This is a genomic window from Agromyces sp. NPDC055520 (genome assembly GCF_053619715.1).
Genome location: NZ_JBSHJY010000058.1, coordinates 1 through 17,777 on the forward strand (window position 1 = coordinate 1; position 17,777 = coordinate 17,777).

The 17,777-nt window shown below is 70.4% G+C and carries 14 protein-coding genes; 8 read left to right on the plus strand and 6 right to left on the minus strand.

Annotated features, from left to right (window positions below; translation table 11 throughout):
- Nucleotides 1-43: 43 nt before the first annotated feature.
- The gene (locus ACWGST_RS15700) at nucleotides 44-3,844 is read right to left on the minus strand and encodes a multifunctional oxoglutarate decarboxylase/oxoglutarate dehydrogenase thiamine pyrophosphate-binding subunit/dihydrolipoyllysine-residue succinyltransferase subunit (RefSeq protein WP_452047602.1); all 3,801 of its coding nucleotides are present in this window, start codon (nucleotides 3,842-3,844) and stop codon (nucleotides 44-46) included.
- A gap of 115 nt (nucleotides 3,845-3,959) precedes the next feature.
- Between ACWGST_RS15700 and guaB1 the strand changes: the two genes are divergently transcribed.
- From guaB1 to ACWGST_RS15720, 4 genes are all read left to right on the plus strand, one after another.
- Nucleotides 3,960-5,399 (plus strand): GMP reductase, encoded by a 1,440-nt coding sequence (gene guaB1, locus ACWGST_RS15705; RefSeq protein WP_452047603.1) that lies wholly within the window; start codon nucleotides 3,960-3,962, stop codon nucleotides 5,397-5,399.
- A gap of 94 nt (nucleotides 5,400-5,493) precedes the next feature.
- Nucleotides 5,494-6,822, plus strand: a complete 1,329-nt coding sequence (locus tag ACWGST_RS15710) for a hemolysin family protein (RefSeq protein ID WP_452047604.1) — start codon at nucleotides 5,494-5,496, stop codon at nucleotides 6,820-6,822.
- Nucleotides 6,819-7,856 carry a hemolysin family protein gene (locus tag ACWGST_RS15715; RefSeq protein ID WP_452047605.1) on the plus strand — a complete coding sequence of 346 codons (1,038 nt, stop codon included), beginning with the start codon at nucleotides 6,819-6,821 and terminating at the stop codon, nucleotides 7,854-7,856. Before ACWGST_RS15710 ends, ACWGST_RS15715 begins: the two co-directional genes overlap by 4 nt.
- 152 nt (nucleotides 7,857-8,008) lie before the next feature.
- Complete coding sequence (locus tag ACWGST_RS15720) at nucleotides 8,009-8,443, plus strand: VOC family protein (protein WP_452047606.1); 435 nt, start codon at nucleotides 8,009-8,011, stop codon at nucleotides 8,441-8,443.
- A 95-nt stretch (nucleotides 8,444-8,538) separates the two neighbouring features.
- Here the strand turns inward: ACWGST_RS15720 and ACWGST_RS15725 are convergent, their stop codons facing one another.
- A complete protein-coding gene (locus ACWGST_RS15725; protein WP_452047607.1) occupies nucleotides 8,539-9,180 on the minus strand; it encodes an HAD family hydrolase in 642 nt (213 codons plus the stop codon).
- 23 nt (nucleotides 9,181-9,203) lie between these two features.
- Here ACWGST_RS15725 and ACWGST_RS15730 point away from each other — a divergent pair, with 23 nt between their 5' ends.
- The 4 genes from ACWGST_RS15730 to ACWGST_RS15745 all read left to right on the plus strand — a co-directional run bounded on the left by ACWGST_RS15730 (nucleotide 9,204) and on the right by ACWGST_RS15745 (nucleotide 13,170).
- Nucleotides 9,204-10,052, plus strand: coding sequence for an ADP-dependent NAD(P)H-hydrate dehydratase (locus tag ACWGST_RS15730; protein WP_452047608.1), 849 nt, complete (start codon nucleotides 9,204-9,206; stop codon nucleotides 10,050-10,052).
- A 102-nt stretch (nucleotides 10,053-10,154) separates the two neighbouring features.
- A complete protein-coding gene (locus ACWGST_RS15735) occupies nucleotides 10,155-11,492 on the plus strand; it encodes a hypothetical protein (protein ID WP_452047609.1) in 1,338 nt (445 codons plus the stop codon).
- Between the two features lie 11 nt (nucleotides 11,493-11,503).
- Entirely contained in the window at nucleotides 11,504-11,833 is a 330-nt protein-coding gene (locus tag ACWGST_RS15740; protein ID WP_452047610.1) for a thiamine-binding protein, read from the plus strand.
- Between the two features lie 62 nt (nucleotides 11,834-11,895).
- Nucleotides 11,896-13,170 carry an MFS transporter gene (locus tag ACWGST_RS15745; RefSeq protein WP_452047611.1) on the plus strand — a complete coding sequence of 425 codons (1,275 nt, stop codon included), beginning with the start codon at nucleotides 11,896-11,898 and terminating at the stop codon, nucleotides 13,168-13,170.
- A gap of 49 nt (nucleotides 13,171-13,219) precedes the next feature.
- Here the strand turns inward: ACWGST_RS15745 and ACWGST_RS15750 are convergent, their stop codons facing one another.
- The 4 genes from ACWGST_RS15750 to metX all read right to left on the minus strand — a co-directional run bounded on the left by ACWGST_RS15750 (nucleotide 13,220) and on the right by metX (nucleotide 17,674).
- Nucleotides 13,220-13,870: a response regulator gene (locus ACWGST_RS15750; RefSeq protein WP_452047612.1), complete on the minus strand. Its 651-nt coding sequence runs from the start codon at nucleotides 13,868-13,870 to the stop codon at nucleotides 13,220-13,222.
- Complete coding sequence (locus tag ACWGST_RS15755) at nucleotides 13,870-15,132, minus strand: hypothetical protein (RefSeq protein ID WP_452047613.1); 1,263 nt, start codon at nucleotides 15,130-15,132, stop codon at nucleotides 13,870-13,872. The genes ACWGST_RS15750 and ACWGST_RS15755 overlap by 1 nt, the downstream gene beginning before the upstream one ends.
- A complete protein-coding gene (locus ACWGST_RS15760; RefSeq protein ID WP_452047614.1) occupies nucleotides 15,129-16,286 on the minus strand; it encodes a sensor histidine kinase in 1,158 nt (385 codons plus the stop codon). The genes ACWGST_RS15755 and ACWGST_RS15760 overlap by 4 nt, the downstream gene beginning before the upstream one ends.
- A gap of 182 nt (nucleotides 16,287-16,468) precedes the next feature.
- Nucleotides 16,469-17,674, minus strand: coding sequence for a homoserine O-acetyltransferase MetX (metX, locus tag ACWGST_RS15765; RefSeq protein WP_452047615.1), 1,206 nt, complete (start codon nucleotides 17,672-17,674; stop codon nucleotides 16,469-16,471).
- Nucleotides 17,675-17,777 lie beyond the last annotated feature (103 nt).

Here is a 17,777-nt window from a genome sequence, read left to right on the forward strand (position 1 = left end):
GGCCCCGTGGCATCCGCTCGCTTCGTTCGTTCGCGTTCGGCAGCTAGAGCGTCGTCGCGGTGCGCACCAGCTCGGCCTGCTCGGCGGCGTGCCGCTTCGCGGAACCGGTGGCCGACGAGGCGGCCGCGGTGCGGGCGACGACCCGCACGGGGCGGTCGCCGAGCTTGTTCGTCTCGATGATGAAGTACGGCCACGCGCCCTGGTTCTCGGGCTCGTCTTGCGCCCACACCAGTTCGGCGTTCGGGTACGACTCGGCGACGGTCTTCAGTTCACCCGCGGGCAGCGGGTAGAGCTGCTCGAGACGAACGACGGCGACCTCGGTCTGCTCGTGCTTGTCGAGTTCGGCGATCAGGTCGTAGTAGATCTTGCCCGAGACGAACACGACGCGCTTCACGGCCGCCTTGTCGGTGATGCGGGCATCGTCGATGACCGGTTCGAAGCGGCCGCTCGTGAAGTCGGCGACCTCGCTCGTGGCGCCGCGCAGGCGCAGCATCGCCTTCGGGGTGAAGACAACGAGCGGGCGCCGGGGGCGCGCGTAGGCCTGACGGCGCAGCAGGTGGAAGTACGACGCGGGCGTCGAGGGCCGTGCCACCGTCAGGTTGTTCTCGGCGCAGAGTTGCAGGTACCGCTCGATACGGGCGCTCGAGTGGTCGGGCCCCTGGCCCTCGTAGCCGTGGGGGAGCAGCAGCACGACGCTCGAGCGCTGACCCCACTTCTGCTCGGCCGACGAGATGAACTCGTCGATGATGGTCTGCGCGCCGTTCGCGAAGTCGCCGAACTGCGCCTCCCACATGACGAGGGCGTCGGCCCGCTCGACCGAATAGCCGTATTCGAAGCCCATCGCCGCGTACTCAGAGAGCAGCGAGTCGTAGACCCAGAACCGCGCCTGGTTCTCGGCGAGGTTCTGCAGCGGCAGCCACTCCTGACCGTTCGCCCGGTCGTGCAGCACCGCGTGGCGCTGCACGAAGGTGCCGCGGCGCGTGTCCTGACCCGCGAGGCGCACCGGGGTGCCCTCGAGCAGGAGCGAGCCGAGGGCGAGCAGCTCGCCGAAGCCCCAGTCGATCTTGCCGTTGCGGCTCATGTCGAGGCGCTTCGTCAGGAGCTGCTGGATCTTCGGGTGCACGGTGAAGCCCGCGGGCTTGTTGTTGAAGGCGTCGCCGATGGCGTGCACGACCTCGGTCGAGACACCCGTGGTCTCGAGCTCGCCCGCGACGGGCTCGTCGGGCGTGACCGACTCGGTCGCGCCGATGATCGGGATCGCCCCGGTCTGTGCGGCGTGCGTCTCGGCGAAGGCCCGCTCGAGGCGGTCTTGGAAGTCGCGGTGCGCGTCTTCGTACTCGGCCTCGGTGATGTCGCCGCGGCCGACGAGGGCCTCGGTGTAGAGCTTGCGCACCGAACGCTTGGCCTCGATGAGGTTGTACATGAGGGGCTGGGTCATCGAGGGGTCGTCGCCCTCGTTGTGGCCGCGGCGGCGGAAGCAGACGAGGTCGATGACGACGTCGCGCTTGAACTCCTGGCGGTAGCGGAACGCGAGCTCGGCCACCCGCACGACGGCTTCGGGGTCGTCGCCGTTCACGTGGAAGATCGGGGCCTGGATCGTCTTCGCGACATCCGTCGAGTAGATCGACGAACGGGCGTCGCCCGGCACCGTCGTGAAGCCGACCTGGTTGTTGATGTTGACGTGGATCGTGCCGCCCGTGCGGTAGCCGCGGAGCTGCGACATCTGCATGGTCTCGAGCACGACGCCCTGACCGGCCATCGCCGCGTCGCCGTGCACGAGGATCGGCAGGGTCGAGAAGGTGCCGATCGGCTTACGGTCTTGCTTGGCGCGCACGATGCCCTCGAGCACGCCGTCGACGGCCTCGAGGTGCGAGGGGTTGGCCGCGAGCGAGACCGGCACCTGGTGCCCGTCGTCGGCGGTGAAGGTGCCCTGCGTGCCGAGGTGGTACTTGACGTCGCCCGAGCCCGAGAAGCCCTTGGCCTGCTGCTGGCCCTCGAACTCGCGGAACACCTGACCGTAGGTCTTGCCCGCGATGTTGGTGAGCACGTTGAGCCGCCCGCGGTGCGCCATGCCGATGGCGACCTCGTCGAGGCCCTCTTTCGCTGCGCCCTGCAGGATCTCGTCGAGCAGCGGGATGACGGACTCGCCGCCCTCGAGGCTGAAGCGCTTCTGGCCGACGTACTTCGTCTGCAGGAAGGTCTCGAACGCCTCGGCCTCGTTGAGCTTGCCGAGGATGCGCATCTGCTCGTCGTGCGTCGGCTTCTCGTAGCTGCGCTCGACCTCGTTCTGGATCCACTTGCGCTGCACGGGGTCTTGGATGTGCATGTACTCGATGCCGATCGTGCGGCAGTACGAGTCGCGGAGCACGCCGAGGATGTCGCGGAGCTTGGCGGTGCGCGTGTCGCCGAAGCCGCCCGTGACGAACTCGCGGTCGAGATCCCAGAAGGTCAGGCCGTGGGTGGCGATGTCGAGGTCGGGGTGCGAGCGCTGCACGTACTCGAGCGGGTCGATGTCGGCCATCAGGTGGCCGCGCACGCGGAACGCGTTGATGAGCTCTTGCACGCGGGCCGTCTTGTCGATCGCACTCGCGATGTCGACCGAGATGTCGGGCGCCCAGCGGATCGGCTCGTAGGGAAGTCGCAGCGCGGCGAACAGGGTCTCGTAGAAGCCGCGCTGGCCGATGAGCAGCTCGTGGACCTTCTTCAGGAACTCGCCCGAGCCGGCGCCCTGGATGACGCGGTGGTCGTAGGTCGAGGTCAGCGTGATCGTCTTGCCGATCGCGAGGTTCGCGAGGGTCTTCTCGGACGAACCCTGGAACTCGGCGGGGTACTCGAGGGCGCCGGCGCCGATGATGCAGCCCTGGCCCTTCATGAGGCGGGGCACCGAGTGCACGGTGCCGATGCCGCCGGGGTTCGTGAGCGAGATCGTGGCGCCCGAGAAGTCGTCGGCCTTGAGCTTGTTCTGGCGGGCGCGCTGCACGAGGTCTTCGTAGGCCGCGAGGTACTCGTTGAAGGTCAACGTCTCGGCGCGCTTGATGGCGGGGACGAGCAGGGCGCGGGTGCCGTCGGGCTTGGGGATGTCGATCGCGATGCCGAGGCCGATGTGGGCGGGCTTGACGAGGCTCGGCTTGCCGTCGACCTCGGAGTAGTAGACGTTCTGGCTCGGGAACTCTTTGAGCGCCTGGATGAGCGCCCAGCCGATGAGGTGGGTGAACGAGATCTTGCCGCCGCGCGAACGCCGCAGGTGGTTGTTGATCACGATGCGGTTGTCGATCATGAGCTTCGCCGGGATCGTGCGGACGCTCGTGGCGGTCGGCACGGTGAGCGAGGCGTCCATGTTGGCGGCGAGCGCCTTCGGCATGCCCTTGAGCGTGACGATCTCGTCTTCCTGCACGGCCTCGCCGTCGGCGACGACGGGCTGCGGGCTCGTGACGGGCACGTCGGCCGGCACGGGCTGCGTGCGCGGCGCCACCGAGGTGGTGCGAGCGGCCGGGGTCTGGCCGATGACGGGAACGGGCGCCGTCGAGGGCGCCGTGGGCGACGGGGCTGCAGGCGACGGGGCGGCGGGCTCCGCTGCGGGTGCGGCGGGCCCTGCGGGTGCGGTTGGCGCTGGCGCTGCGGTCGGAGCGGATGCCGCGGCATCCGTCGCCGGTGCGATGGCCGAGGGATCGCCGCCCTCGGTCTTCACCTGACGGTAGTGCTCGAGCACCGGCCACCACGTCTTGTCGACCGATTGGGGATCGACGAGGAACTTCTCGTACATCTCGTCGACGAGCCACTCGTTGGCTCCGTATTCACCCGACGTCGTCTCGTCGGATCCCGACCCGGTCAATTGGCTCGACACAGCCTCTCGCCCACTCTCTCCGTTGATGCTGGAATTACCGCCTCCCAGCCTAATCCCCAATATCGCGGGCGAGAGCACCCGCGCGCCGCCGGCGGGGCGGCGGTAGCGTGGCGGCATGGAGTTCTACCGGACGACACCCAGCCACGACCTGACCTACTCCGACGTGTTCCTCGTGCCGAGCCGGTCGGGCGTGACCAGCAGGCTCGACGTCTCGCTCGCGCCCGACGACGGGTCGGGCGGCTCGATTCCGATCGTCTCGTCGAACATGAACTCGATCACCGGCCCGCGGCTCGCGGCCGCGCTCGCCCGACGCGGCGGGCTCGGCGTGCTGCCGCAGGACCTGCACCTGCAGGACCTCGACGCGGCGATCCGTTCGGTGAAGTCGCAGTCGGCGCGTTTCGACACCCCGCATGACTTCAGTCCGGATGCCTCGGCCGCCGATGCCCTCGAGGTGCTGCCGCCCGTGGCGGGCCACGGCATCGTGCTGCACGACTCGAGCGGCGTCTACGCCGGCTGCATCCCCGCAGACCGGCTCGCGACCGCGCTGCCCGACGCGCGCCTCGGCGACCTCGTGCACGGCGGTCTCGCCTCGCTCGACGCCGACGACGTGTCGACGCCGCGCCGGGCGTTCGACCTCATGGTCGAGGCCGAGCTCGACTTCGCCCCCGTGCTCGAGCATGGGCGGGTCGTCGGCACGCTCAGCCGCAAGAGCGCGCTGCGCGGCACGATCTACGAGCCGAACGTCGACGCCGACGGGCGCTTGCGCGTCGCGGCCGCGATCGGCATCAACGGCGATGTCGCGGCGAAGGCGACGGCGCTCGCCGCCGCCGGCGTCGACATGCTCGTGATCGACACGGCGCACGGGCATCAGGAGGGCATGCTGCGTGCCGTCTCGATCGTGCGCGACCTCGGCCTCGGCCTGCCGATCGTCGCCGGCAACGTCGTGACCGCGAGCGCCGTCGCCGACCTCGTCGACGCGGGCGCCGACGTGCTGAAGGTCGGCGTCGGGCCCGGCGCCATGTGCACCACCCGCATGATGACCGCCGTAGGGCGACCCCAGTTCTCGGCCGTGCTCGAGACGGCGGAGGCGGCGCGCGAACTCGGCGCCGCGGTCTGGGCCGACGGTGGCGTGCGCTACCCCCGCGACGTCGCCCTCGCACTCGCGGCCGGCGCGGCCTCGGTCATGATCGGTTCGTGGTTCGCCGGCACGATCGAGGCGCCGGGCGCACTGCGCCACGATGCATCCGGTCGCCTCTTCAAAGAGAGCTGGGGCATGGCCTCGACCAAGGCTGTGCGCGAGCGCTTCGACCGGCTCTCGCCCTACGAGCTCGCGCGCAAAGAGCTCTTCGCCGAGGGTATCTCGTCGTCGGCGATCGCCCTCGACCCGCTGCGGCCGTCGATCGAGGACCTGCTCGACATGATCACGGCCGGCGTGCGCAGCTCGTTCACCTACGCGGGGGCGCGCACGCTCGAGGAGTTCCGCGAACGTGCGCTCGTCGGCATCCAGTCGGCGGCGGGGTACGAAGAGGGAAAGGCGCTCCCCGTCAGCTGGTGAGCGCGCCGATATACTGGGGTGACAATGGACGAGCCTCCTTCTGCCACTGCCCCCGGTCATAGACCCCCGCCCGTGACTGCTCGCGGAGGCGACGATGTCTGAGTGGATCCTCCTCGGCATCGGACTCCTCCTCACGATCGGCACGGGCTTGTTCGTCGCCAGTGAGTTCGCGCTCGTCAACCTCGACCGGGCCGACCTCGAAGCTCGGCGTGCGCGAGGTGAGACGAAGCTCGGCCTCACCATCTCGGCGCTGAAGATCACCTCGACGCACCTGTCGAGCGCCCAGCTCGGCATCACGTTGACGACTCTGCTCACGGGCTACACGATGGAGCCGGCGATCTCGTCGCTGCTCGCCGGCCCGCTCACCGCGATCGGTCTGCCCGAGGCGTTCGTGCGCCCGGTCGGTACGATCACGGCGATCGTCGTGGCCACGCTGCTGTCGATGGTGCTCGGCGAGCTCGTGCCGAAGAACTTCGCGCTCGCCCTGCCGATCGTGACGGCGAAGTTCGTGATGCCGTTCCAGACGGCGTTCACGTGGGTGTTCCGGCCCGCGATCACTTTGCTGAACGGCAGCGCCAACGGCCTGCTGCGTGCGGTCGGCATCGAACCGAAGGAAGAACTGTCGGGGGCGCGCTCGGCCGAAGAGCTCTCGTCGCTCGTGCGCCGCTCGGCGAGCGCCGGTCTGCTCGAACAGGACACTGCGACCCTGCTCGGCCGCACCCTGCGCTTCGCCGACCACGACGCCTCCGACGTGATGACGCCGCGCCCCGCGGTGGCCGCCGTGCAGCGCCAGGAGCCCGCCGAGGCCGTCCTCGAACTCGCGCGCACGACGGGCTACTCGCGCTTCCCGGTGTACGACGAGAACCTCGACGACGTCGTCGGCCTCGTGCATGTGAAGCAGGCCGTGGCCGTTCCGCGAGAGAAGCGGAGCGAAGTGCCGGCGTCGGCGCTGCAATCCGACGCGCTTCGCGTGCCCGAGACCATGAAGCTCGACACGCTGCTGGGCGAACTGCGCGGCCGCGGCTACCAGATGGCCGTCGTCGTCGACGAGTACGGCGGCACGGCCGGCGTCGCGACCCTTGAAGACCTCGTCGAAGAACTCGTCGGCGAGGTCTCCGACGAGCACGACCGCACACGCGCGGGCGTCGTGCGTCGCGGCGACCAGGTGAGCTTCCCCGGAATACTGCGACCCGACGAATTGCTCGAGCGCACCGGCATCCGCGTGCCTGAGAACGGAGACTACGAGACCGTGGCCGGATTCGTCATGGCCGAGCTCGGGCGACTGCCCGTGGTCGGCGACGAGGTGCTCATCGACGAGGGCACGCTCGTCGTGCAGCGACTCGACGGGCGGCGCATCGACCGCGTGCGATTCGTGCCGAACCCGCCGCCCGAAGCCGACGACCTCGACGGAGGGCAGCGATGAGCGACTGGGCCGGCATCGCCTGGCTGATCGTGCTGCTCATCGCCAACGCCTTCTTCGTCGGCGCGGAGTTCGCCGTCATCTCGGCGCGGCGCTCGCAGATCGAGCCCCTCGCCGAGCAGGGCAAGCGCAGCGCCAAGACGGCGCTCTGGGCGATGGAACACGCGACGCTCATGCTCGCGATGAGCCAGCTCGGCATCACGATCTGCTCGCTGCTGATCTTGAACGTGTCGGAACCGGCGATCCACCACCTGCTCGAGGTACCGCTGCACCTCACAGGCTGGTCGCCAGAGGTCGTCGCCACGATCGCCTTCATCGTGACGCTCGTGCTCGTCTCGTACCTGCACGTCGTGTTCGGCGAGATGGTGCCGAAGAACCTCTCGTTCTCGGTGCCCGACCGCGCCGTGCTGCTGCTCGCGCCGCCGCTCGTGTTCATCGCCCGCATCTTCACGCCCATCATCGTCGCGCTGAACGCGACGGCCAACGGCGTGCTGCGCCTCTTCGGCGTCGAGCCGAAGAGCGAGGCGGCCTCGACCTTCACGCTCGAAGAGGTGCAGACGATCGTCGACCAGTCGCGTCGCGAGGGCGTGCTCGACGACGCCAGCGGCACACTGACGGCGGCGTTCGAGTTCACCACCAAGCGGGTGCAGGATGTCGCGGTGCCGCTCGATGCCCTCGTCAGCCTGCCGCCAGCGGCGACGCCCGCCGACGTCGAGCGGGCGGTGGCCCGACGCGGATTCTCGCGCTACCCGATCCTCGACGAATCGGGCGACCCCGAGGGGTACGTGCACTTGAAAGACGTCATCGACCTCGACGACGACGAGTTCGACGACCCGATCCCCGCCAAGCGCGTGCGGCGTCTCGTGTCGATCTACGCCGGCACCGACCTCGAGGACGCCCTGTCGACGATGCGGCGCCTCGGTACCCACGTGGCGCGGGCGTTCGACGAGAACGGTGCGACGACCGGCGTGATCTTCCTCGAGGACATCATCGAAGAGCTCGTCGGCGAGGTGCAGGACGCGACCCGCCGGGGGTGAGGCGGGCAGGCGCACACGGGCTGGTGCGAAGCGGGCGGTACGGGGTCGTCGGGCGAGCCGCCGGGGTCAAGCGGCCAGTCGTTCTTCGTGGGGGTGCGGTCGCCCCGGCACGGTCGTAGAATCGCGCCGACCCGAGAATTCGAGGAAACATCATGTTCGACAAACTCATGGCGACGGCCGTCCTCCCCGCATCCGATCTCGGCCGAGCCAAGGCCTGGTGGCACGACGTGCTCGATCGCGACCCCGTGTACGACGACATGGAGGGCGAGGCGCTGTTCTACGACATCGGCGGTGTGATCGTCATGGTCTATCGCACCGACTTCGCCGGCACGGCGCAGAACACCGCGTTCAACCTCATGACCGACGACCTCGACCGCGACATGACCGCGCTGCGCACGCACGGCGTCGTGTTCGAGGACTACGACCTGCCGGGCCTGAAGACCGTCGACGGCGTCGCCGAGCTCGGCACCGATCGCAGTGCCTGGTTCACCGACAGCGAGGGCAACATCTTCGCCATCGGCCAGTTCGCTCCCGAACGCATGGAACAGGCCATGCGGATGCGGCGGGCGTCGTCGGGGTCGGCCTGATCGCGGCGTGAGTTCGGCGCCGTGATCGCGGCGGGGTGACGGCGGGGTGACGGCGGGGTGACCGCGGCGGTTCGGCCGCGGCACCGAGGCAGCGCTCAGGCGGCGAGGTCGCGAAGCCACGACTCGAGCGTCGCGGCATCCGTGAAGACGTGCCCGTCGCCTCCCACGGCCTTGGCACCCTCGACGTTCTCGGCCTTGTTGTCGATGAACACGAGATCGGATGCCTCGATGCCGAGTTCGTCGATGACGTGCTCGTAGATCGCCGCGTCGGGCTTGACGAGTTCGAGTTCACCGCTCACGAACACGCGCTCGAAGAGCGGCGCGAACGAGCCGTGTCGGAGCCAGCCCGAGAAATCGGCTCCGGCGTTCGAGAGGAGTGCGAGTCTGGTGCCGCCGGCGGCGAGGGCGTAGAGCACGCCGAGTGTGCCGGGGTCGACCGAGAGCCAGCCGCGATGGTCGAGCGCCCACAGTTCGTGCGCGTCGATCGCGTTCCAGTCGGCACCGAGGTCGGCTGAGATCGCGTGCCAGTAGTCGGCGATCGACGTCGTGCCCCGGTCGAGCCCGCTGCGGTGCGCCCAGTAGGCGCGCCAGAACGCCTCGGCGTACCCGTTCGCGCCGGCACGCTCGACGAGCGCGGCACGGTCGGCGGCCGTCGGTTCGCGCGAGATGACCTCGCCGTAGTCGAAGACGACGACGCGAGGAGCCAGGCTGATCGGTGCGGGGAGTGTCGAAGGCATCCCACTCAACCTATCGTTGGAGCATGGAGACGTCGTGGCAGGAGTGGACCGCGTCTGACGCGGCGAAATGGATCGTCGCACCGGAAGCGGATGACGACAAGTACTCGCGCGGTGTCCTCGGCATCGTGGCGGGCTCGCCCGAGTACCCCGGCGCCGCAGTGATGTCGGTCGAAGCCGCACATCGCACGGGACTCGGCATGGTGCGCTACACCGGGCCGCGAGCGGTGCGCACGGCGGTGCTCGCGCGGCGCCCCGAGACCGTCACGGCGCCCGGCCGCGTGCAGGCGTGGCTCATCGGCTCGGGCATCGACGCCGAGCGGCGCTCGTTCATGCTGCTCGGCGACCTGCAGGGCGCGCTCGCCTCGGGTCTGCCGGTCGTGCTCGACGCGGGAGCGCTCGACCTCGTGGGCACGCACACCGCACCGACGGTCATCACGCCGCACACGCGCGAGCTCGCGGTGCTGCTCGCCTCGCGCGGCATCGAGACGAGCATCGCCGAGGTGCGCGAGGCACCGGCCGAGTGGGCGCAGCGGGCGGCCCGCGAGCTCGGCGTCGCCGTGCTGCTGAAGGGTGCCGTGACCCACGTCTGCGACCCCGAGGGCGGTCGCCACACGATCACGGCGCCGACGCACTGGCTCGCCTCCGCGGGCACGGGCGATGTGCTCGGCGGAATCCTCGGCGCGCTCGTGGCCACGCATCACGAACGACTCGCGACCGACGCAGAGGTGCTCACCTCGCTCGCGGCGACGGCCGCGTGGATGCACGGTGAGGCCGCGCGGCGGGCCACCGAGGCGTTCGACGGCGGGCCCATCACGGCACTCGACATCACGGCGCAGTTGCCGCGCGTCGTCGGAGCACTGCTCGCGCGCTGAGCTGCGAGTGGCCAGGGTGCGAACGCCACCTCGTGCCACGCGGCGAGCGCGTGGCGGATTGTGACGCTCGCTCGGCCCGTCGGTGCGGCTAGGCTCGTCGCCATGACGGACGACGATGGGCGCGAGGCATCCGCTCATCGCCTTCGCCGGCTGCTCGGCACGCGCGCCGCGCTCTGGACCGGCTTCGCACTCGTGCACGCCGCGCTCATCGTGCTGAACCTGACCGCACAGGGCTATCCGCTCGGCGACGTCACGGCGGTGTACCGGTTGTGGGCCGAGAACGCCGCGCACGGCTGGCTGCGCATGGGCATCGACGCGCCGTGGGTGTACCCGATCCTGGCCTTCGCGCCGATGGCCGCGGCGCTCGCCTTCGGCTCGGCGCTGTATGCGGAGACCTGGCTCGCGATCGTCACGGTGCTGAACGCGATCGCGTTCGGCGTGCTCATCGGCCGCGCGAGGCTGTCGCGCCCGCGACGCATCGCGGCATGGTGGTGGCTCGGGTTCCTCGCACTGCTCGGCCCGATCGCGTTCGGCCGTATCGACGCGATCACGGTGCCGTTCGCGATCACCGGCCTGCTGTGGGCGGCCGGCCGGCCGCGCGTCGCCGCAGTGCTGCTCACGGTCGGCGCGTGGATCAAGGTCTGGCCCGCCGCACTCGTGGCCGCACTCGTGATCGCCGCGCGCCGACGCCTCGAAGTGCTCACCGTGGCGCTCTCGCTCAGCCTCGGGATCCTCGGCGTGAGCCTGCTCGCCGGCGCCGGCTCGAACGCGATCGGCTTCATCGCCGAACAGGCGGGGCGAGGGTTGCAGATCGAGGCGCCGCTCGCGGTTGCCTGGCTCTGGCAGATCGTGGCGGGTTCGACGTCGGTGCACATCGTCTACGACCGGCAGATCCTCACCTTCCAGATCCAGGGGCCCGGTGCGGATGCCGCGGCTGCCCTCACGACCCCGATCATGGCGCTCGGGGTGCTCGTCGTCGTCGCCCTCGGCATCCGCGCCGCGCGTCGGGGCGCCGCCTTCGGACGGCTGCTGCCGCCCCTCGCACTGTCGTTCGTGGTCGTGCTCATGCTCGCGAACAAGGTGGGGTCGCCGCAGTTCGTGACGTGGCTCGCCGCTCCCGTCGTGCTCGGCCTCGTCTTCCGCCCGGCCCGGTTCGTCGTGCCGGCGTTCGTGGCCGGGGCGATCGCGCTCATGACGCACATCATCTACCCGTACTGGTACGGGTGGCTGCTGGCGGCCGACCCGGCTTTCGTGTTCCTGCTGACGGTCAAGTCGGTGCTGCTCGTGGTGCTGCTCGCGTGGTGTGTGCGTGCGATCTGGCGGCTCGGGTCGCCGCGGTCGCCGCGGTCGCTCGTGCACGAGGCCGGTGCCGATGACGAGGCCGGTGCCGTTGACGAGGCCGGTGCCGTTCGCAGCACAATGGATTCCGACGACCACTGAAGGAGACGAACATGCTGGTGGCATTCTCAGTCGCGCCGAGCGGCACGGGCAGAAGCGACGGTTCGGTGCACGACGCCGTCGCCGCGGCGGTGGAGATCGTGCGGGCGTCGGGCCTGCCGAACCGCACCGACGCGATGTTCACGACGATCGAAGGGGAGTGGGGCGAGGTCTTCGACGTCGTGCGGCGCGCCACCGAGGCGGTCGGCGAATACGGGTCGCGCGTCTCGCTCGTGCTGAAGGCCGACATCCGGCCGGGATACGTCGGCGAGCTCGACGGCAAGCTCGAGCGCCTCGAGACCGCGATCGACGGACTCGACGCCGCACCCCACACCCCTTCCTGAATCACGTTCGCACAGCGCAATAGGAGCATCGAATCGATTCGAGTCTGTGCGAGAATCGGTGGGTGACCCACCCCATCGACGGGCCGACGACACTGTCGCCGGCCCGAGTTCGTTTCGCGCTCCTCGCGCTCGCCCTCGGCGGCTTCGGCATCGGCTCGACCGAGTTCGTCGCGATGGGACTGCTGCCGAACATCGCGACCGACCTGCTGCCCGAGCTCGCGGCGCAATCGCCCGACGAGGCGAACGCGAACGCCGGCTGGCTCATCTCGGCCTACGCCCTCGGCGTCGTCGTCGGCGCGCCCACGATCGCCGCCGCTGCGGCGCGCTGGCCGCGCAAGCGCCTGCTGCTCGCCCTGATCACGGCGTTCACGCTCGGCACGATCGCCTCGGCGGTGCTGCCGAGCTTCGAGCTCGTGCTCGTCGCACGGTTCGTCTCGGCGCTGCCGCACGGCGCCTACTTCGGCATCGCCTCGCTCGTCGCTGCGAGCCTCATGGGCCCCGGCAAGCGTGCACGCGGCGTCGCGCTCGTGCTCTCGGGGCTCACGATCGCGAACGTGATCGGCGTGCCCGCCATCACCTGGCTCGGCCAGCTCGCGGGCTGGCGCATCGCCTACCTGGCCGTGGCGGCGATCTTCGCCCTGACCTTCGTCGCGGTGCTCGCCGCCGTGCCGTGGCAGGCGGGGGACCCGGGTGCGACCATGAAGCGCGAGCTGCGCGCCTTCGGCCGCGCCCAGGTGTGGTTCGCCCTCGGCATCGGCGCGGTCGGCTTCGGCGGCCTCTTCGCGGTCTACAGCTATGTCGCGCCGCTCGCCACCGAGGTGACCGGACTGCCGGAGGCGCTCGTGCCCGTCGTACTCGTCGCGATCGGCGTCGGCATGACGATCGGCAACCTGGCGGGCGGGCGTCTCGCCGACTGGAGCGTGCGCCGATCGATGTACCTGTTCTTCGCCGCGCTCGCCGCCGCGCTCGTGCTGCTCGGCTTCACCGCGTCGAGCCCGGTCGGCCTGATCGCCGGCGTATTGCTTGTGGGCGCGGCATCCGCTGCGCTGTCACCGACCATTCAGGCACGGCTGATGGATGTCGCGCGCGACAGCCAATCGATCGCCGCGGCTCTGAACCACTCGGCGCTGAACATCGGCAACAGCCTGGGCGCGCTGTTCGGCGGTCTCGCGATCGCCGGCGGTCTCGGCTACGTCGCCCCGATCTGGATCGGCCTGCTGCTGACGGCCGCGGGGGCGCTGCTCGCGGTGATCTCGTTCGCACTCGACCGGCGTCGCGTGCTGCGCGGGGTGCCGGTGCCGTACGCGACCGGTGCGATGCACGCCGTCGAGGCGTGACGCCGGATCGCGGCAGCCGTGCCGCTCAGTCGGACTGCAGCCGTGCCGCTCAGTCGGACTGCAGCAGGATGCCGTCGAGGATCGCGCGCTTGCGCAGCGCGACCTTCGTGCCCACGTCGTACCCCGACGCACGGTACTTCTCGCGGATGCGCTTGAGATAGCTCTTCGCCGTCTCTTCCGAGATGCCGAGCTGGAAGGCCACGGCCTTGACCGGCTGACCGGCGCCGTAGAGCGCCATCACGCGGCGCTCCTGCGCCGAGAGCTTCGGAGCGGAGCCCTCTTCGCTGAGCGCGAGCTCGAGTTCGGGTGTGAGGTAGGCCTCGCCGATGCGGGCGGCACGGATCGCCTCGATGATCGTCTCGACGGGCTCGGACTTCACGAGGTAGCCGAGTGCGCCGGAACCGAGCGCCTCGCGCACGACCGTCGGCTCGGAGTAGGTGCTCATGAGCATCGTCTGCACCCCGGCCGACTTCAGCATCGAGAGCTTCAGCGAAATGGGGATGTTGTCGCGCAGGTCGAGGTCGAGCAGGACGACGTCGACGGGGAATTCGGGATGGGCGAGGAGTTCGGACCACGAAGGCACCGCCGCGAGCAGTTCGATGTCGGGCGCCGCAGTGCGGATCCACTCGGAGAGCGCACCCAGGAGCATGCGGTGATCGTCGACGATCGCCAGACGGATCGGTGGAACGGTCTCAGCCATCAGCTTCCCCTTTGCCTGGCCGCCCCGCGGGCGGCCATACCGCCTGCCGGGGCGTTCGGGTCGACCCGGCAGTCGATATCGATCCGGAATGTTTCGTGCCCCGAAACGACATCGTGTGTACCGACTGTACCGAGTGCATCCCACGTTGCGGGATCGACGCGGCGTTGAACGACGCCGGAAACCTCGATCGAGAGTTGCACATCGGGTGATTTCGGGTGGGCCGCGTCGTCGGGTTCACGACAGGTGACGTGTGCAGCCAGCTCGGCGGAACCCTTCGACTGCTCGCCGACGAGGAACCACAGCGCGAGCAGCAGCCCGTCGCGCTGGTCGGGCGCGAGCAGACCGGCCAGGCCGCCGGGATCGTCGACGGTGACGCGGTTGCTGAGATAGGCGGACTCGGTCACCGCGTGCCTGAGCCAGGTGTCGTTGCGGCCCTCGATGAGACGAACGCGCAGTCGGGCCGCCAGGTCGCCGGCGCGTGCGGCGGCCTCGTCGGGCAGCGGGATCGCGATACGCCCCGAGCCGACGTCGTCGAGCAGCGACTCGGCGTCGAAGTCGAGCCGGGCGAGTTCTTCGGATGCACGCATGCCCACCGCCGTGCGCGGCGTGGCGACGGTGCTCTGCACGAGCGAGAGGTCGAGTTCGCGCCGCACGAGTCGTCGGAACCCGTCGATCGCGAGCACGGCCACGAGCATCGGCAGTACAGCGGATGCCGCGACCGTCAGTCCGGTCACGGTGTAATGCCCGGCCGTGGGGATCTGCACGAGCGCCGAGGCGGCGATCACGGCGCCGATCGCGCACGCGACGAGGAACGGGATGCGCGTGCCCCTGATCGCCGCCACCGGCATCAGAACTGCAGCCGCCGCCGCAGCAGCGGTCGGCGTCACCCCGACGTACAGCAGCCCCGCCGTCGCCGACAGGTCGAGCCATACCGGTGCGATGAGCGCGATGAGCAGCACGACGTAGAGCACATCGGGCAGCGGCGCGTTGCGCGAAATCAGGCGCGAGACGACGCCCACGCCGACGACGGCGACGAGGGCGAGCCAGGCCGGCCACGGCCCGGGCCCGGGTGGGAAGAGCGGGGCGATCGTCAGCGCGTGCGCGAGGTGGCCGACGATGATCAGCCCCGAGGCGATCGTGATGCCGATCGCCAGGCGGCGACCGCCGTGGCTGTCGCGCACGTCGCCGGCCGCGCGCGCCGACCGGGCCGGCCGGCGGAACTGGCGGCCGATCGTGTTCGCGGGCAGCGGGGGCTCGCTCATGGTTTCGGCACCTCGAGCATCACGGTCGTGCCCGACCCGGGGGAGGAGAAGATGCGCGCGCGCCCGCCGACCGTGCTCAGACGGCCGACCACCGACTCCGCGTAGCCGAGCCGCGCACCGTCGACCGCATCCGGTTCGAAGCCCGAGCCCGCGTCGGTCACCATCGCCCGCACCGTGCGCTCGTCGTCGCTCACCGTGACATCGGCCTCGGTGACGCCCGCGTGCCTGCGCACGTTCTCGAGGCATTCGCCGAGCGCGCCGAGGAGCGCGTCGAGCGTGTCGCGCGGCAACGTGAGCCGGCCGGTGCCGTGCCAGTTGACGTCGAGCCCCATGCGTGCGAATCGCAACCGCACCGACTCGAAGGTCATGCCGAGACTGTCGTCGTCGGACTCGGGCGAGAACACCGCGGTCGAGCCGCGGTCGAGCGGCGCCCCGAGACGCAACTGCTTGAGCAGACGGGCGTCGTCGCCGGCCTGCTGCCGGAGCGCGCCGGCCCCGACCCCGACTCCCGAGTGCGCGAGCAGGCTGAGCGTGGCGAGCACGGTGTCGTGCAGCACGCGCGCATCTTGGCGCTGCTGGGACTCGAGTTCGCTCGCGAGCCGCTCGGCCTCGTGCGCGCGGCCGACCTCGTCGATGCGTTCGGATGCCGCGGCGATCGCTCGATCGAGCCAGATGCCGATCGCGGAGTTGGACGACCAGCCCATGAGGGCGCCGATCGCCACGGTCGCCCCGACATGGCCCGTCACCGCGACGACGCCGATGGCGATGAGGGTCGCTGCGACGAGGCCGAGCACGATGAAGGGGCCGTCGGGTCGCACGATGAGCGTGATCGCGACCGACGCGGCCGTGACCGACGCCGAGACGGCCATCGCCGCAGAGGCGACGGGGTCGATCACGGGCGCCGCCCCGAGCACGCTGATGAGTGCGATCGAGCAGGCCACCGCGGCCACTGCCGGCGGTACGGCGCCGCGGGCGGTGTGCAGCACGATGAAGACGCCCGCCCCGAGGCTGAGCAGTGCGGCGAGCGCGATCTCGAGGCCCGTCGACGCCCCGGGCACGAGCAGGCACGCGAACGCACCGACGGTGCCGCTCAGTCCGGCGACCCTCGCGAGCCTTCGGAGCAACCGGTCGCGCTCTTTGTGGATGCGCTTCATGACACCGCCTCGATGTGATCGATGCGCCCTGGTACCGGCGCCGTCACCCTCGAAGGGTATCGGAGTCGGAGGCCCTTGCGGGAGAACCGGGCGGGGCGGAGTTCTGCGACCACCTGCCAGGAGTTCTGCAACGACCTGCCAGGAGTTCTGCAACGACCTGCCAGGAGCTCTGCGACCACCGGTCAATCGGCGAGCAACTCGCCGATCGCCGCAGCGATCGCGTCGTCTTCGATGAGGAAGGCGTCGTGGCCGTACTCGGAGGAGACGACGACGGGCGAGTCGCCGTGCACGCTGCCCCGAAGAGCGGCTGCGATCGCCCGCTGGCCGCTGAGCGGGAAGTAGCGGTCGCTGTCGATGCCGAGCACCAGACTGCGCGCCTCGACGCGTGCGAGCGCCGCCTCGACGCCGCCGCGGCCGCGCCCGATGTCGTGCGAGTTCATCGATTCGGTCAGCACGATGTAGCTGTTCGCGTCGAAGCGGCGGGTGAACTTGTTGCCGTGGAAGTCGAGGTACGACTCGACGGCGAAACGGCCCTCGCCGCCGAGCGGGTCGAGGCCCGACTGCCAGCTGCGATCGAAACGCTGGTCGAGTTCGGCCGCCGTGCGGTAGTTCAGCATCGCCATGCGTCGGGCGAGCGCGAGACCGCGCGTCGGGCCGTCGCCGTCGGGGGCGTCGTAGTACTCCCCGCCGCGGAACGCCGGGTCGGTGCGGATCGCCTCGATCTGCACCGAGTTCAGCGCGATCTGGTCGGCCGAGGTCGCAGCGGGGGCGGCGAGCACCGCGATGCGCTCGACGGCCGCGGGGGCCATGATCGCCCACTCCAGCACGTGCATGGCGCCCATGGAGCCGCCGACGACGGCGGCGAACCGTTCGATGCCGAGTTCGCGCGCGAACGCGATCTGGGCGCGCACCTGGTCGCGGATCGTGAGGAACGGGAAGCGCACGCCCCACTCGGCACGGTCGGGCGCGAGTGAAGCCGGGCCCGTGGAGCCCTGGCACCCGCCGAGCACGTTCGGCGCCACGACGAACCAGCGGTCGGTGTCGATCGCGAGGCCGGGGCCGACGATGCCGGGCCACCAGCCCGAACTCGGATGCGCGGGGCCGGCCGGGCCGACCACATGACTGTCGCCGGTCAGCGCGTGCAGCACGAGGATCGCGTTGTCGCGCGCGGGCGAGAGCGTGCCCCACTGCTCGTAGGCGATGCGCGCCGAGGGCAGCACCCGACCCGACTCGAGCTGCAGATCGCCGATGGCCGCGAAACGGCGGTCGCCGATCGCGTCGCCCTCGCGCCAGGCGCCCGTCGCCGGCGCGCGGCCGGCGAGGGTCGCTGCGCGCGCCTCGGTGACGATGCTCGCGGGCACCGCGTCGGCCGTCGTCTGCCAGTCCATGCTTCGATTCTCCCGGAGAGCCGGGACCCGCCGCCGTTTGTTACGCCTCGCCCTGCCCCGGGGCGAGAACAGCGGATGCCGCGGGCCCGGCGTGGGCTCGCGG

Excerpts from the sequence above, each read along its gene's own strand:
- guaB1 (WP_452047603.1), top strand. The coding sequence starts at position 3,960 with ATGGAGTTCTACCGGACGACACCCAGCCACGACCTGACCTACTCCGAC.
- ACWGST_RS15710 (WP_452047604.1), top strand. The coding sequence starts at position 5,494 with ATGTCTGAGTGGATCCTCCTCGGCATCGGACTCCTCCTCACGATCGGC.
- ACWGST_RS15715 (WP_452047605.1), top strand. The coding sequence starts at position 6,819 with ATGAGCGACTGGGCCGGCATCGCCTGGCTGATCGTGCTGCTCATCGCC.
- ACWGST_RS15720 (WP_452047606.1), top strand. The coding sequence starts at position 8,009 with ATGTTCGACAAACTCATGGCGACGGCCGTCCTCCCCGCATCCGATCTC.
- ACWGST_RS15725 (WP_452047607.1), bottom strand. The coding sequence starts at position 9,180 with ATGCCTTCGACACTCCCCGCACCGATCAGCCTGGCTCCTCGCGTCGTC.
- ACWGST_RS15730 (WP_452047608.1), top strand. The coding sequence starts at position 9,204 with ATGGAGACGTCGTGGCAGGAGTGGACCGCGTCTGACGCGGCGAAATGG.
- ACWGST_RS15735 (WP_452047609.1), top strand. The coding sequence starts at position 10,155 with ATGACGGACGACGATGGGCGCGAGGCATCCGCTCATCGCCTTCGCCGG.
- ACWGST_RS15740 (WP_452047610.1), top strand. The coding sequence starts at position 11,504 with ATGCTGGTGGCATTCTCAGTCGCGCCGAGCGGCACGGGCAGAAGCGAC.
- ACWGST_RS15750 (WP_452047612.1), bottom strand. The coding sequence starts at position 13,870 with ATGGCTGAGACCGTTCCACCGATCCGTCTGGCGATCGTCGACGATCAC.
- ACWGST_RS15755 (WP_452047613.1), bottom strand. The coding sequence starts at position 15,132 with ATGAGCGAGCCCCCGCTGCCCGCGAACACGATCGGCCGCCAGTTCCGC.
- ACWGST_RS15760 (WP_452047614.1), bottom strand. The coding sequence starts at position 16,286 with ATGAAGCGCATCCACAAAGAGCGCGACCGGTTGCTCCGAAGGCTCGCG.
- metX (WP_452047615.1), bottom strand. The coding sequence starts at position 17,674 with ATGGACTGGCAGACGACGGCCGACGCGGTGCCCGCGAGCATCGTCACC.